Here is a 14,609-nt window from a genome sequence, read left to right on the forward strand (position 1 = left end):
GCGAGGAGACTTGCCAGTTCCCCCGCAGGAAAGCGAGCTGTTTCCGCAGCCATCCCTTCTCTATATTAAGTAACGGACCCGATTTATCTCGAAATCAAGTCTTCAACAAACGGGAGCTTTACTTAAATATCAACGTGGAAGTTTAACGGAGCCAATTATAAAAAAGACGGTACCTCGAATTTGCAGGTGCCGTCTTTTTTATAATTACTAATATGGTTTACCAGCTGAAATAAGCAGCTGCATCTTTTCCAGATAAGTAAGCACTCTCCAGGCGAGTACGCTTGGCTTCATCATTCTCTCTAAGGAATGCATCTCCCGCAGCTACAAGCGTTCCTTCACCCGATAGATCTAGATAAGAAGATTGCACAACATTTTTCGCCTGAGCATAACGCCAGCGTTTCAACTGTTCAGACTCAAGATCTTTCCAATCGAAGTAAGAAGCCGCTTTTTCTTTAATTAAAGAAAGCACATAATCTTCCCCGTAGTATTTCCTGGACCAGTCTGATTTCATATAGATACTGACTGTGGTTTCCTTTGAAATCCCTTTCTTCTCGTGGTCCACCATTCGTTCCATTCCCTCTGGAAGATCAGTATCCACATGACCGTCTTCAGGAAGGTTAGTAGGATGATTGAACTTGTAAATCCCTACATAAGTTGGCTCAAACACAACTCTCTTCAACTGGTTATATACAGATGAATCCACACGTACTTCACTGTCTTTTAACAGCTCTATTATTTGAGGGACAGGCATAGTCAGCAATACCTTTTCTGACTGCCACTCATTCCCATTCTCATCGTATAAGCGAAACCCACTTGTATTCTGGACAATTCGGGTCACCGTGGTATGTAGTGACGTCGGAATACCTTTAGCCAGGTGTTTAGCCAGGCTGTTCATACCGTCTACGGCTGTATAACGAGGGTACTCATCACCAAACCATCGCTTAATCCACCCTTGATCAAGCCATCCTTCAACCTCTTCTTCAAACTCCTTCGTTCTTACGGTGAAAAACTGTGCCCCGTGGTCCGCTTTACCACCTGCAACTCGCCTTGTTGCCAGTCGTCCTCCGACACTCTTGCTTTTATCGACTAACAGGAGATCTTTTCTTCCTTGCTTTAAAAATCGATTGGCAGCTGTGATCCCTGAGAAACCCGCGCCCACAATTGTAATCTCATAATTATTCATTCTTCCACCTCAATGTCTATTATAATTAATTTTCCGAAAATATATTTGGTGATGTTCTTATTCTAACAGAAAATGTTTAAGCTACTTTAACCTTTTTACATTTACTGACCCCGCCAACCTGTAAAAAAACTGCAGGTATAATTAACGGTATCCGACTAAAATTCTAATTAGAAACCTCCGAGTTCGTTCAAAAACTGAATACTAGATTTCACCTACATTCTAATGCCATCAAACAGCTAATGAATCTTTATAGCTGCAACCTTAATAAATCCCAGCTGCTTCAGCTCTTCTATAGTAGTATCATTTCTTTCTACCACCATAAATTCCTGCATTTCATTGAATAAATGTAAGTCAGAAAAAAAGATGAACCTATATCTCCATCGACTTTAAAACTTTGTTCAGCCACCACTTTTTCATCCAATTCTAAACGCACTTCTTTAAGCGGCTGGAACCTTCCATTCCTGACAACTCTATTTTATGACACGGAGACTTTCAAGAGGAAATACGTTAAAATAAAGTCGGAATATAGAAGACTATGCAGGCGCATCTAATACCTGACCGGCTGTTCCTTCAATCCTATCATCTGACGAGCCTATATTTATAGTTATTATTAAGTTATTAACTAACAGGTTTGTACGTTCATGTTCAAACCTTAATATTGACGATCTATCGCAGGCGATTGGTCACTGTTCTTACGAAAAATCCTTTTTTATCGAAGCATTAAACGCATGTTTCATTGGCCTCGTCTCAACAGCCTAAAGGAGCCGGTCATAATTTACAGACGAAACTACTCAAATCCTATACAGTTACCCCACAAACAGCCAAGGAGCAGTGAAAATGGATCAAAAATCAATTCACATCATTGAACATTCAATAAAGTTATTTGCAAAAAAAGGTTTTAGCTCCACTTCCGTTCAGGAAATTGCTAATGAATGCGGTATTTCAAAAGGTGCTTTTTATTTACACTTCAAATCAAAAGATGCACTCTTACTGGAAATATTTAATTATTACTTTCAAAATATACAGAAAAAGACGGATGCTATCCAGTCCCTTGATTTGGAACCAAGAGCTAAGTTTATGAAACAAATGACCGTCACATTTCAGGAAATCGCCCAACATAGAGAGTTTATTATTATGCAGATTAGAGAGCAGGCCATCCCGTTTAATGACAATATAGAAGCTTTCCTCACTCAAATGCGGTTCAATTCATACTTGTTTTACAAAAGGCATCTGCTTTCCATTTACGGTAAGGAAATCGATTCAGCTATCTGGGAAGTGAGCCTTCTGCTTCAAGGTATTTTTAAGGCATTTTTAGATTTGATTATTATAGAGAACGTCCAAATGGATGTAGAAGAGTTATCTCATGCCATGCTCAGGCGCATGGATTTTATTGTAGATGGCTTTAAACACAGCGGGGACCAGCCTGTCATTACTGAAGAACTTATGAGCAGTCTTATTCCTAAAGAATTCTTTCATCATGAACTAGATGCAATTATCGAAACCCTGGTTCAGCTCAGAGAGTCATCAGATGGAGACATTGAAGTAACCATTTCTGTTCTACTGGATGAAATACAAAAAATGGAGCCACGTCCGGCTATTCTAAAAGGAATGTTAGCTAATTTAGAAGGACTGCAGTCCTACCAGGGCATTGCTGGACAAATCAGAACGTTTTTTCAACTATAGTTTCTTCCCATACAAGAAGACGCCTTCCGTATAGAAGGCGTCTTTACTTAATGACTTTCAAATGCTTCAGCTTCTATCACTTCATCCAGCACAGGATAAACAGACTCTACACCATCTTCAGCAACGGAGCAAGCTACACCGAGCGGAGTTTTCCAAAAGGATTCCGGTATATAAGGGTTTTTAAGTCCTGCCGGTTGAAATAGGGCTCGGTAAATTCGCGACAGATGTTGACTGGTTTCTTGAGGATCCCTTTCTCTTTCCCCACGAGCCAACAGAAAAACATAGCGCATAGACTGAAACAAGTTGTCGCCAGGCATAAATGTATATTCCTTAAAAAATTTCAACTGCTTTAAAGATTCTTCTTTTAAACCCGACTTAACAGCAAGATCATCCAAGTGTTCATGAAGATGGTTATAAACCTGCTGAAAAATACGTCGCTTCTCATCCTGCATAACTTTATCCGTGTATATCTCCTGCAACTTCTCATAAGCCTTATTTTTTGTCCAGCTCACTGCTGCATCACCTCATATTATTAATTATCCTCTCTTACTTCCTTCTCAAATCCAAATTGTCTAGCTTCGAGTTCAACCGATTGATGTAAGAGTGGAATATCCTTAGAGTCTTCTTTTAAATGATCAGCGATTTTAGGAACCAGCTTATTCCATACCATTGGATTTGCGGCCATAGCTTGAAACAAAGCCATTTCATTACTTGTCCAACTTCGTAAACTCTGAATATAATTCAGAGTTAACTGGAACCCAGGAAGCAACTGGGCATCTCTCTTTTCCTGAAAGATTCTCATGACTTCTTCCCAGCTTTCCCCTTCTTCATAAAGCTCAATAGACTCCGCTAAAAGAAAAGCCTGCATAAATGCATCATTAATGCCAAGCCCAGTACTAGGATCTTTACTGTGGCCTGCATCGCCCAGGAGCGCCCATCCCTTACCGTAGGCCTGTCTAAAGAAATTCGGCATCCCGGAGGTGCCTATAACCTTCCCTTGTAAAGAAGCGCCCGCCAAGCGGCTCTCCATTCCATAAAGCTGTTTATACATAGATTCAAAGTGTGCTTGTGGATCCTTCATCATAGTTTTAAATTCATCTGGATGCACTTCCAGACCCAGACAATCTCTTCCTTGCTCCATTGGAAACAGAAAACCAATTCTTCCTTCATGTAGAAATATCTCTGTGACAGGTTCGGTAAGTGGTTCTACCCCTTCATAATACCCATAAAGAACTGGCCTCAGCGCTCCTTGATTATGATACTTCTCTGCCGCTGTCCATTTTGCGATATTGGAGTACTTACCATCCGCACCTACAATTAAATCACCATAATAAGAAGAACTGCCCTGTTTATGATCCACAGAGACTCCGACCACCTTATCACCTTCCCATAGAAGACTGCGAACAGTGGTGGAGGGTTGAAAGGAAACACCCTCGTATCTTTCCGCTTCTTCTAAAAGAATGTGATCTAAATGATCGCGTTTAGGAATAATGGTGTAAGAGGATCTGGGTCCTTCGACAAAACTTTGCCCAATGTATGTACGCATTCGATTAATTTGCCGTAAACCTTTCGATTCCACCCTATCCAGTACACCGAGCTTCTTTAAATAATCTACATGCGACATATGATGGGTGGAAAGCGTATCGCTGGGAAAGGAGTTTTTATCCAGGAGTAACACGGTCTTCCCAAGCTTACCTAGTTGGATGGCCAAGCTTGAACCGGCCACTCTTGCTCCTACAATGATAACATCATATCGATCGTTCATTATTTCAACTTACCTTTAATTAGTCATTTATTTCATCGTAACGGATACTCACTCAAAAACTCTAGTTTCAGCTTTTTAAGAAGATCCTGTTCTCTAGTAATAGTAGAGGGTGAGAGGGAAAAATGAAAGAAGACAGTGCTTGTTTCATTAATCTTTACACATCCTAGTTAGGGCAGCTCATTCCCTGCTGCAGTATAGAGTTCATACCATTCTGGTCTGGTTAGCTCTATATCAGAGGCCTTTGCTATGTCTCTCATACGCTCTGCGTTCATCGTGCCTACTACAGGCTGAATATTAGCCGGATGGCGAAGAATCCAGGCAATAGCAATGGCTGAATCTGTGACTCCATACTTTTCGGCCAGTTCTTTTAGCTTCGCATTGACTTGCGGGAATTCCTTATTCCCAACGAATGGCCCTTCAATCATCCCATGTTGAAACGGCGACCAGGCCTGAATGGATATATCATGTAAACGACAGTACTCTATAATACTTCCATCACGCATAACAGCTGGATCATTTTGCATATTCACGTTGAATCCAGCATCAATCATGGGTGTATGTACCACACTTAACTGCATCTGATTCACAATTAAATCTTCCTTCAAATGCTTTTTCAATAGTTCGATCTGCATCGGGTTTTGATTACTCACACCGAAATAGCGTACTTTTCCACTTTCTTGTAACACGTTGAAGGCTTCAGCCACTTCTTCTGGCTCAAACAAAGTGTCCGGGCGATGCAGTAATAAACTGTCTATATAATCTGTTTTCAGTCGTTTCAGACTTCCTTCAACAGATTTAAGAATGTGATCTTTGGAAAAATCAAAATACCCATCACGAATGCCGCATTTTGTCTGCAGCTTCATTTTTTCACGAACATCATCATTCATGTCGATTGCCTCTGCAAAAACAGACTCGGACTCGCCTGCTCCGTAAATATCTGCGTGGTCGAATAGATCGACCCCTGTATCCATCGCATTTTCAATCACATATCGGGCATCTTTCTTTTCAAGTTTATTAATTCTCATACAGCCTAAAGAAATTTCCCCAACTTCTAATTCGCTGTTACCAAGCTTAAGCTTTTTCAAACTCCCACCTCTTCCTCATTGAATGGTTCTATCCTAACATTATATTGAAAATAAAGTAATTGAAAACGTTTAATTAAAAACCCATAACTCCAGATAAAAACCCCGCTCTAAAAAATTAGAGCGGGGTTTTATCTTCATCATTGTTTAACTTTTTTCTTCAATAGGTTCATCAAATAAGTCTGTAAATTTAGCCACATTTTCATAGCTGAATTCAAACGCCATTCTTACCTCGCCAAAGCCAGGCTGAAAGAAGTAGCCTTGCACTTCATAACTGCTTTTATTCTCTCTGACTTTAGTAAGATGAAAGTAGCGCTGGATATATTGAGCCATTTCTTCCAGTTTTCTGTTTCGCACCTTTATCCACTGTTCTTTCAATTCATCTGTGGGAAAGTCCGATTCCTTTAACATTTGATCACTCCTCTACGGAAATCAAAGCTCTGAAACTGTATATAATCATTATCATATAAGAGCTTACGGATATTTTCAACTGCTATTCAAGAATAAAATTTTGATATACCACGCATTCCATTATTATATTTAACACAAATAAGAAAGTCGGGCAAACTGGATAGCAGCGAACAGCTATGTTTATTCATGAGGACACCGGGCATAAATCTTTTCAATAGTGCTTATACAGGATATGCATGCTGGTCATCCAGAAGTTCCTCGTGCTTTAGAAAGAAACGGACGATCATTCTGCCAGTTCACTTCTACCTCTAATCCAAAAAAGGATGAAAGCTGCTGACTGGTAATCATACTAGTTGTGTCCCCTGCGTTGAAGACTTCTCCTTCTTTAAGCAGTAAAGTTTTGTGGAAAACTGGAAGAATTTCTTCTACATGATGAGTCACATAAATCAGAGTAGGAGCATCCGGTTTCTTTGTAATCTCTTCAATGGATTCTAGTAACTTTTCTCGTGCAATAAAATCCAGGCCATTAGTAGGTTCATCGAGAATTAGGATAGAAGGATCCGCCATTAATGCTCGAGCAATTAAAACCCGTTGTTTTTCACCACTTGAAAGAGTTTCATAATTTCGATTAGCATAGTCAATACATCCTAGGTCTTCAAGCAGTGAAATAGCTTTCTGTCTCATCGCGTCCGTAGGGGTTTCATAAAGTCCTATAGAAGCAAACGCTCCGCTCAGCACCACTTCAAAAGCATTATCTTCCTGGTGTATCTTCTGCTGAATGGCTGAAGATACAAACCCAATCTGTTTACGCAGTCGTTCTGCAAGATAAGTCTTCCCAAATTGCATACCCAATACATTAACCTCTCCCTTGGTGGCAAAGGTATATGCGTTTAATAAATTAAGGATAAACGTTTTTCCAGAACCATTCAGCCCCAACAGGACCCAGTGCTGGCCTTCTTCAATATGCCAATTTATATTTTTTAGAATCCATCTGTCTCCTCTTCTCAAAGATACGTTTTCCATCTCCAGCACCATAGATGTGACTCCCTTCTATCCAACTATTATTTATATGAATTTATGTACATGTAATACCCTGGCAGGAATTACATTTTTCTCTTTCTAACAAAATCGTCACTCCTTCCTCTTCCTGACCTTTTCATAGAGAGACGATTTTCCCAATGGGAAATAAGTCATCATAATTATTTCAAAATTCTTTAAAATTAACAAGTCGCTCCCATACCCCCGCATCGCAGGAAATACTTCCTTCCGAACTCTGCCTTCACCGAGCTAATAAATTTAGTTAACGATTTTATAGTAAAAAGGTTATTAAGCTAAAGGGCCGGTTACTGTAAGACTCGACTTCGAGATATTTTATGAGAGGAAAGGTCCTGCGGGGGATAATTCGCTTTCCGCGGGCATGTGCTGAGCCTCCTCAAGCTAAAGCTTTCCGGGGTCTCACCGATCATGTTGATCCCGCAGGAGTCTTCATTATCCCCCTCCGGACCTTGCCCAGTCAGAAGTTCGAAACCACTTTATACATTACCTCCGTGTTGAAGCATTAGACCATTAGGATTCTACCTATTTTCAGGATGTAAAAACCCACAAAGTCTGGCATAAAAGCATTTAATCCAGATTAAGCAGGAGCATCATTCTCTTATAGAAGGGTCCGTTCGCAGTATTAAAGTGGGGTTGGTGGGGAAATGGCGAGACTCCCGTGGGAGAAGGAGCTAGGCGAGACCCCACAAGGAGTGAAACGACTGAGGAGGCTCACCAGTTCCCCCACAGGAAAGCGAGTTATTTCCCAACCAGCCCTTCTCCATTTAACGTAAAGGACCCAATTTATCTCGGAACTGAGTCTTTCGCTAACGGGGCCTTATCTTTAATAATATTGTACGGGAATTAATGGTGCGACTTATAAAAAAAGACCCCCGTTTTTGGGAGTCTTCTTAATTAATAACTTCTTTCTTCTTCCACTTCGTGGTTCTGATCTAAAATATAGAGTCTGCTTGGTTTGTTATCCTGAGCCATTTCTTCAGCTTTTGCTACTGCCGTATCACGCTCATCATACAAATCCGTAGGGGCAACATCTTCTATTTTGATCAACCAGCCTGTTACGTCTTTATTAGGTGCAACTGTGTATTCCTTCATGTCTATTCACTCCTTTTGCTGTACTTGCTAAACCATTCCCACCCCACTGTCCTTTCAAACGTATTTAGATTTTGCACAAATAGTTTGACAATTAAGCATAAAACACTTTATAATTCCATACAAGTTAATGAATAGTTGAATATTAAAAAAACTCTTATCGAGAGTGGCAGAGGGACTAGGCCCTGTGACGCCCGGCAACCTTCAAGGAGATACTTGAAAAGGTGCTAATTCCTACAGATCTATGGATCTGGAAGATAAGTGGAGGAACTGATTGCTTACGCCCTCTTCTTACTTAAGAAGGGGGCTTTTTAATTTTAGAATTAATGAATGATAAATTTAGGGAGGATTATTAATGACATTACCTTTTCACAAACTTGGACCCGAAACTTTATTGCTTCATGGAGGGCAGCAGCCGGATCCCGCTACCGGTTCACGTGCTGTTCCGATTTACCAGACCACTTCTTACGTTTTTAATGATACCGATCACGCTCAAAACTTATTCTCATTAGCAGAGCCCGGCAACATTTACACACGTATTATGAACCCAACCGTCGATGTACTAGAACAGCGCATTGCTTTACTTGAAGATGGTGCTGCGGCTGTAGCTACCGCTTCAGGCATGTCTGCTATAACGATGGCCATTTTGAATATTGCAAGCGCAGGAGATGAGATTGTAGCCTCTTCCCACTTATATGGGGGAACTTATAACTTGTTCGTACACACTCTTCCTAAATATGGAATTACTGTTCATTTTATTGAAGGAACCAGCCCAGAAGATTTCCAAAAAGCGATTACCCCTAAAACGAAAGCTATTTTTGCTGAAACGATCGGTAACCCGAGCTTAAATGTGCTGGATATTGAAGCGGTTGCTGATGTAGCTCATGAACATCATATTCCTCTTATCATTGATAATACGTTTGCTACTCCTTATATTTGCAAACCGATCAGCTGGGGGGCGGATATTGTCATTCACTCGGCTACAAAGTGGATTGGCGGTCACGGAACGACAATTGGAGGGCTCGTCGTAGACAGTGGGCGCTTCAACTGGAATCATGAAAAATTCCCGGGATTCACGGAACCTGATGAAAGTTACCACGGTGTCCGCTTTGGTATCGATGTAGGTCCGGCCGGATACGCGGTTAAGTTGAGAGTGCAGCTGCTCCGTGACACGGGTGCCTGCTTAAGTCCTCACAACGCATTCTTACTGCTTCAAGGTCTTGAGACCCTTCATTTAAGAATTACTAAACACTCTGATCAGGCTCTAGAAGTTGCTGAATACCTTCAGTCTCATGAAGGCGTTGAATGGGTGAATTTCCCCGGACTCTCTGATCACCCGACCCACCCGCTTACTAAAAAATATTTCAGTTATGGATACGGATCAATCGTCGTATTCGGCATTAAAGGTGGACGTGAGGCAGGCAAAAAACTGATTGATCAAGCGAATCTCTGGTCTCACGTAGCGAATGTTGGGGATGCGAAATCACTAATTATTCACCCTGCCTCTACCACGCACCAGCAGTTAAGTGATGAGAATCTAGAAAAATCCGGGGTAACGGAAGAATTGGTACGCCTTTCTGTAGGGCTTGAATCAATAGAAGATCTAATAGCTGAGCTTGACGTCGGCCTTAAAGAAGCCACCGGATTCTCAAAACCTTATCTTAACGCTAAAACCCTTGTAGAGGAGACACTGACGTCATCGTTGGACCGTTCGAATAATGAACTGCGACAGAGAGTTATCGCTATTACGGGAGCTGCTGCAAACAGTGAACTTTCAAGCGAAGCGAAGAAGCTATCTCGTTTAGGTTTTCAGGTTGTGGAAACGGAAAGCATTGAAGACCTTAAAGGTTCCTCCCTGCCTGTAGTGGATGTTATTTATACAAAAGAGCTCGATCAAGATTCGATCCAATCTGCTCAAGAGATTAAACCTGGCTTGTTATGGTCAAGAGAATCAGTATCAGAAAATCAGGATAACCTGGTTAAAGGACTCAGTCTTTATGAATCTATTATAGCGTTGCGTTCCGGGCAGTCTTACACGGAAACACCACTCTCTGTCTAAACTGGAAAGGAGGCATGACATGTCTGTAAAAAACCCCACCAGCTATCAGTCTCAGAATAAAACAATCTCAATTGGTTCTTTTACATTTGAATCTGGCGATCAATTGCCAAATGTGGAACTGGCCTACGAACGATTCGGACCACCTGGTGCTCCAACTATTTTAATCTGCCATGCGCTAACAGGAAACCAGTATGCGGTCGGTTCTGAGGAACAGCCTGGCTGGTGGGCCGGATTGATTGGCAGAGGACTCCCCATTGATACCTCTCAGTTTCAGGTTATAACCTTTAATGTATTAGGTGGATGCCATGGGTCTACTGGTCCAGCCAGTTTAGACCCGGAAACTGGTGAACCATACCGCTTAAGCTTTCCACCTGTAACCGTTCGTGATATCGTCCATTCACAGCGGAAGGCTTTACATGAGCTCGGGATCAATCGCCTCCATGCTGTTGCTGGAGGGTCCCTCGGGGGCATGCAAGCTTATGAATGGGGACTGCTCTACCCGACTTTTATGAAACAACTTTTTATTCTTGCTGCGACTCCTTATTTAAGTGACTATGGAATTGCGTTTAATCACATCGGTGCACGTGCCATTAAGGATGACCCCTTATTTAACCATGGAAACTACCCTTCGAACCAACACCTCAAAGGATTCGAAATTGCAAGAATGGCAGGGATGATCACTTACCGGAGTCAAACCCTTTTTCAAAAACGGTTTGATCGAAATCAAAAAGAAGATGCATCCTACGATATTCAATCGTATCTAGACTATCAGGGCGATAAAATTAAAGATCGCTTTGATGCTAACAGTTATTTATATTTACTGGAAGCCATGAATCACCATGATATCGGACGAGGGCGAGGCGGCTGGAAGCAGGCGTCGAAGCATTACGAAGCGGAAGTGTACACACTAAGTTTCGAACATGATCTTCTTTACCCATTTGATTTTATCAAGAGTTTCAGCGACCACGTCCCCGGCAGCGAACACTTTCACTCTGAAACCGACTTTGGACATGATGGGTTTTTAGTTGAATTTAATGGCTGGGCATCCTGGATTGGAAATAAAATCAACTAGTATTGCCATTTTAATACACGAAATAAAGCAGCCTGGCGATAGGATACGCCCAGGCTGCTTTATTTTTGCTTAATTTAATTCACTAACCGTTACAAATGTATAACCTTCCTGCTTTAACGACTTCACAATTAATTCTACAGCTTCATCCATAGAAGGTTTAAGGTCATGGAGTAAGATAATAGAACCATCTTCCACTTGGGATAAGACATTCTCTGCTACTTCAGAAGGCTTCAGTTTTTGCCATCTTTTCACTTCTACAGTCCAAGGCACTGTGCTGATCTCTTTTTTATACGTAACAGGCGGACGGTCTCCAAATGGAAGGCGGATAATCTTAGGTTTTTGCCCAGTCACCTGTTTAATAATCTGCTGTGTTGAATCAATTTGCTGCATTACTTCTTTTTGAGGTAAACGGGATAAGCGAGGGTGATCCCATGTATGATTTCCAATTTCGTGCCCTGCTTCAGCTACTTGCTTGGCAACTTCAGGGTAGTAGCTAATCCGTTTTCCTATCATAAAGAAAGTAGCACGAGCTTCGTACTCACTTAACGTATCAAGGATGTTAGCTGTTACTTCAGGATGAGGACCATCGTCAAACGTTAGAGCAACCTCTTTCTCCGCCGAACGTCCATCTTTTGAACGATAATCTTCAGCAGAGAAGGTCGGGTCTTCTTCTTTCAATGTTAGGTCTTCCTTTTCAACGTTTCCAGTTAGTTCTAATGCATTTGCATATTCAGGACGCATCAATTCATGTACAGCTTTCTTTCCAAGAACAATCTTTTGAGGAAAATCAGCTACACCATTGATATAAACAGCAATTCCTTCTCCGGTCAGAGCAATTTGAAGATTGTTGTTAAAAATCGTCTTTAATGCGCTTTTCGTATTTTCAGAATAGTTTCCATCTTCCTGCAAAGTGCCAGCCGTAAATTCCACAAGTCGATCTTTATAAGGAAGATCTTCCTTAAACAAGTCTTTCAATTCGATGCGTTTTCCGTTCTTTTTATCGAAATTCATAGTGGTTTTTTTTATGACCGGCTCCCCTGGTACTACATCCATGGTTTCTTCAAACTGCACGACGAAGAAACGATGATCCTGGTGCACTACTTCATAATCGATGTGCAATTCATGGGAAGATTTAACTTCATTTTCCTGTAAAGCTTTATAGCTCTCTTTTTTAAAAGCTGCCTTTTTCTGATTCACGTAATCTATTATGGTTTGGTTAATTTGGTTATTCGGAGTGTCTGGGTAATGGACTGTGATATGGTATTCTTCAAATTCTACAATTTCCGTTTGGATATTTACATCATAGATGGGCTCTGCCTGAATGGCTTTGGAATCCTCATTAGCATTCGCAATGAAAGAACAGCCTGCCATTAATAGTAAGCTAAAAAGAGCCGTGTATATAATCATAGGTTTCATTAGTCGTACCTCTTTGCTAGTTTTTTGGCACCACCTATTGTAACACAAATGTAATGTTTCATTAATGTATTTGTTATTTTCAGATTAATCCGTCAGCTATAGGCTTGTACGAACGTCCCATAATTCAGGAAAGAATCTGTGGTCAAGCACTTTTTTCAAATACCCGACTCCTGAAGAGCCCCCTGTACCCGTTTTGTGGCCAATTATTCTCTCCACCGTTTTCATATGACGAAAACGCCATTGCTGTAGGCGATCCTCAATATCAACCAGCTTCTCAGCTAACTGATATAAATCCCAGTATTGATTGACATCTTTATATACTTTCATCCACGCTTTTTCTACAGTAGGATCTTTTTCGTATAACTTTGTATAATCGCGATGAAGTACATCTGAACTAATATCCAAACCAGCTTCTGCTAATTTTTGTATAGCGGCATCATAAATTCCTGGAGATTCGTAAGCTTGTGTAAGTTCTTCGTGGAGCTCAGGCGATTTCTGATAAATTTTCAACACATGAGGGGTTTTATAGCCTAAGGCAAATTCAACCATTCTATATTGATAAGACTGAAACCCAGAAGCCTGTCCCAGCTTGTCTCTAAATTCTATATATTCTGCAGGAGTCAGAGTGGAAAGCACATCCCAGGCATGAATAATCTGTACTTGAATATTAGAAACCCTGGCAAGCATCTTAAACGCAGAAGCCAATTCACCTTTCTGAATGGCATGGATCGATTCTGTCAGTTCATGCAGGATTAGCTTCATCCATAATTCACTGACTTGATGAATGATAATGAACAGCATTTCGTCATGATGAGACGACAATCGCTTTTGAGCAGACAGCAAATCATCTAAATGCAGGTATTCTCCATAGGTCATGCGTTCTTTAAAATCCGTATGCACCTTTTCATTCTCTTTAGAGTCCTGTTCACTCACAGTCCTAGCTCCTTTCCATTTAATCCAGAATTCCACGCTCCGGAATGTTCTTATAAGTCATCGGCAGAAATTCAGTATGGACCATACCCTCATACATTAACAGCGTTCCCAACATGCCGTATTCAACATGGACATGTACCCGGTAAGCCTCCTGATCTTCATCATAATGTTCGTATACAGAGGTGGTAGGTCCTGTCACCTGAAACTTATTCTGATAGGAGGTTTGTACGGATTCCATATATAATCCCCCTTCTGCCGTTACATGAAGATCAAGCTCCGTTTGAAGAAGGGCAGATTTCCCTAAGTCGTCTATAATTTTCTGCTTTTCTTCATCATAGCGCATCGCTGCATCAAATCCCCGGATGGAATAAGGAAAGAAAAAACGCCGTATCCAACTCATAGTTTCTCTGCCTTGATCATCTCGATAGGCATAGTTTTCAAGTGTAAAAGGAACCTGCTTCCCTCTTTCAGCAAATACCAGGTGATCGAAGTTTCCTAAAAGAAAAAAAGGACGGAGGAGAGGATGAGCCCCTCGAATTTCTGTCATTCTTCCCTGTCCCAGCATCATTAAATTATCTTCACTGGTGATGCCGTATTTTTTCTGCATCGCAGGGTGTAATTGATAAAACTGCTCTCCTAGAGCCTTTTGGTAAATGGATTTCATTGTTTAAGACCTCCTTCAAACATATATGTATACCTTGGTGTGTTATTAACATACTTTCCATCATTATTGAATACAATTTTATTTAGAGAAGCCCTCATGGCTACGGTCTTTTGTCGGGCTATACTAGCATTATAGCACAAGGAAGCGGATACACGATGGATGCAAATAAGACCTGCCAAGGCAGGTCTTTATCACG

Annotated in this window: 13 protein-coding genes and 1 riboswitch; of the genes, 3 read left to right on the forward strand and 10 right to left on the reverse strand. The window is 41.1% G+C overall.

Annotated elements, in window-relative coordinates:
• Positions 1-217: 217 nt before the first annotated feature.
• A complete protein-coding gene (locus tag LCM11_RS18365) occupies positions 218-1,183 on the reverse strand; it encodes an NAD(P)/FAD-dependent oxidoreductase (protein ID WP_224895726.1) in 966 nt (321 codons plus the stop codon).
• An 837-nt stretch (positions 1,184-2,020) separates the two neighbouring features.
• Between LCM11_RS18365 and LCM11_RS18370 the strand changes: the two genes are divergently transcribed.
• Positions 2,021-2,866, forward strand: coding sequence for a TetR/AcrR family transcriptional regulator (locus tag LCM11_RS18370; protein WP_224895727.1), 846 nt, complete (start codon positions 2,021-2,023; stop codon positions 2,864-2,866).
• A gap of 47 nt (positions 2,867-2,913) precedes the next feature.
• On the opposite strand, the gene LCM11_RS18375 is transcribed toward LCM11_RS18370, so the two are convergent.
• From LCM11_RS18375 to LCM11_RS18400, 6 genes are all read right to left on the reverse strand, one after another.
• On the reverse strand, positions 2,914-3,378 hold the full coding sequence (locus LCM11_RS18375) for a hypothetical protein (RefSeq protein WP_224895728.1): 465 nt from the start codon (positions 3,376-3,378) through the stop codon (positions 2,914-2,916).
• A 20-nt stretch (positions 3,379-3,398) separates the two neighbouring features.
• The gene (locus LCM11_RS18380; RefSeq protein WP_224895729.1) at positions 3,399-4,631 is read right to left on the reverse strand and encodes an NAD(P)/FAD-dependent oxidoreductase; all 1,233 of its coding nucleotides are present in this window, start codon (positions 4,629-4,631) and stop codon (positions 3,399-3,401) included.
• Positions 4,632-4,798: 167 nt separating this feature from the next.
• Positions 4,799-5,716 carry an aldo/keto reductase gene (locus LCM11_RS18385; protein ID WP_224895730.1) on the reverse strand — a complete coding sequence of 306 codons (918 nt, stop codon included), beginning with the start codon at positions 5,714-5,716 and terminating at the stop codon, positions 4,799-4,801.
• A gap of 144 nt (positions 5,717-5,860) precedes the next feature.
• The gene (locus LCM11_RS18390) at positions 5,861-6,124 is read right to left on the reverse strand and encodes a hypothetical protein (protein WP_224895731.1); all 264 of its coding nucleotides are present in this window, start codon (positions 6,122-6,124) and stop codon (positions 5,861-5,863) included.
• Positions 6,125-6,367: 243 nt separating this feature from the next.
• Complete coding sequence (locus tag LCM11_RS18395; protein ID WP_224895732.1) at positions 6,368-7,159, reverse strand: ABC transporter ATP-binding protein; 792 nt, start codon at positions 7,157-7,159, stop codon at positions 6,368-6,370.
• Between the two features lie 915 nt (positions 7,160-8,074).
• The gene (locus LCM11_RS18400) at positions 8,075-8,272 is read right to left on the reverse strand and encodes a DUF2188 domain-containing protein (RefSeq protein ID WP_014645022.1); all 198 of its coding nucleotides are present in this window, start codon (positions 8,270-8,272) and stop codon (positions 8,075-8,077) included.
• A 151-nt stretch (positions 8,273-8,423) separates the two neighbouring features.
• Positions 8,424-8,533, forward strand: a riboswitch (SAM riboswitch).
• A 91-nt stretch (positions 8,534-8,624) separates the two neighbouring features.
• Here LCM11_RS18400 and LCM11_RS18405 point away from each other — a divergent pair.
• Both LCM11_RS18405 and metX read left to right on the forward strand, forming a co-directional pair.
• Positions 8,625-10,328 carry an O-acetylhomoserine aminocarboxypropyltransferase/cysteine synthase family protein gene (locus LCM11_RS18405; protein ID WP_224895733.1) on the forward strand — a complete coding sequence of 568 codons (1,704 nt, stop codon included), beginning with the start codon at positions 8,625-8,627 and terminating at the stop codon, positions 10,326-10,328.
• A gap of 19 nt (positions 10,329-10,347) precedes the next feature.
• A complete protein-coding gene (gene metX / locus LCM11_RS18410) occupies positions 10,348-11,400 on the forward strand; it encodes a homoserine O-acetyltransferase MetX (protein ID WP_224895734.1) in 1,053 nt (350 codons plus the stop codon).
• Between the two features lie 69 nt (positions 11,401-11,469).
• On the opposite strand, the gene LCM11_RS18415 is transcribed toward metX, so the two are convergent.
• The 3 genes from LCM11_RS18415 to LCM11_RS18425 form a co-directional block, all read right to left on the reverse strand.
• Positions 11,470-12,816, reverse strand: a complete 1,347-nt coding sequence (locus LCM11_RS18415) for a polysaccharide deacetylase family protein (RefSeq protein ID WP_224895735.1) — start codon at positions 12,814-12,816, stop codon at positions 11,470-11,472.
• Between the two features lie 96 nt (positions 12,817-12,912).
• Positions 12,913-13,749, reverse strand: coding sequence for a tryptophan 2,3-dioxygenase (gene kynA / locus LCM11_RS18420; RefSeq protein ID WP_224895736.1), 837 nt, complete (start codon positions 13,747-13,749; stop codon positions 12,913-12,915).
• A gap of 19 nt (positions 13,750-13,768) precedes the next feature.
• Positions 13,769-14,413 (reverse strand): DUF4166 domain-containing protein, encoded by a 645-nt coding sequence (locus LCM11_RS18425; protein WP_224895737.1) that lies wholly within the window; start codon positions 14,411-14,413, stop codon positions 13,769-13,771.
• Between the last annotated feature and the right edge of the window lie 196 nt (positions 14,414-14,609).

It is taken from the genome of Halobacillus halophilus (assembly GCF_020171985.1).
GTDB lineage: Bacteria > Bacillota > Bacilli > Bacillales > Halobacillaceae > Halobacillus > Halobacillus halophilus_A.

What these genes read in the sequence shown, in the direction of transcription:
- LCM11_RS18365 (WP_224895726.1), bottom strand. Translation starts at nt 1,183, where the DNA reads ATGAATAATTATGAGATTACAATTGTGGGCGCGGGTTTCTCAGGGATC.
- LCM11_RS18370 (WP_224895727.1), top strand. Translation starts at nt 2,021, where the DNA reads ATGGATCAAAAATCAATTCACATCATTGAACATTCAATAAAGTTATTT.
- LCM11_RS18380 (WP_224895729.1), bottom strand. Translation starts at nt 4,631, where the DNA reads ATGAACGATCGATATGATGTTATCATTGTAGGAGCAAGAGTGGCCGGT.
- LCM11_RS18390 (WP_224895731.1), bottom strand. Translation starts at nt 6,124, where the DNA reads ATGTTAAAGGAATCGGACTTTCCCACAGATGAATTGAAAGAACAGTGG.
- LCM11_RS18395 (WP_224895732.1), bottom strand. Translation starts at nt 7,159, where the DNA reads ATGGTGCTGGAGATGGAAAACGTATCTTTGAGAAGAGGAGACAGATGG.
- LCM11_RS18400 (WP_014645022.1), bottom strand. Translation starts at nt 8,272, where the DNA reads ATGAAGGAATACACAGTTGCACCTAATAAAGACGTAACAGGCTGGTTG.
- LCM11_RS18405 (WP_224895733.1), top strand. Translation starts at nt 8,625, where the DNA reads ATGACATTACCTTTTCACAAACTTGGACCCGAAACTTTATTGCTTCAT.
- metX (WP_224895734.1), top strand. Translation starts at nt 10,348, where the DNA reads ATGTCTGTAAAAAACCCCACCAGCTATCAGTCTCAGAATAAAACAATC.
- LCM11_RS18415 (WP_224895735.1), bottom strand. Translation starts at nt 12,816, where the DNA reads ATGAAACCTATGATTATATACACGGCTCTTTTTAGCTTACTATTAATG.
- LCM11_RS18425 (WP_224895737.1), bottom strand. Translation starts at nt 14,413, where the DNA reads ATGAAATCCATTTACCAAAAGGCTCTAGGAGAGCAGTTTTATCAATTA.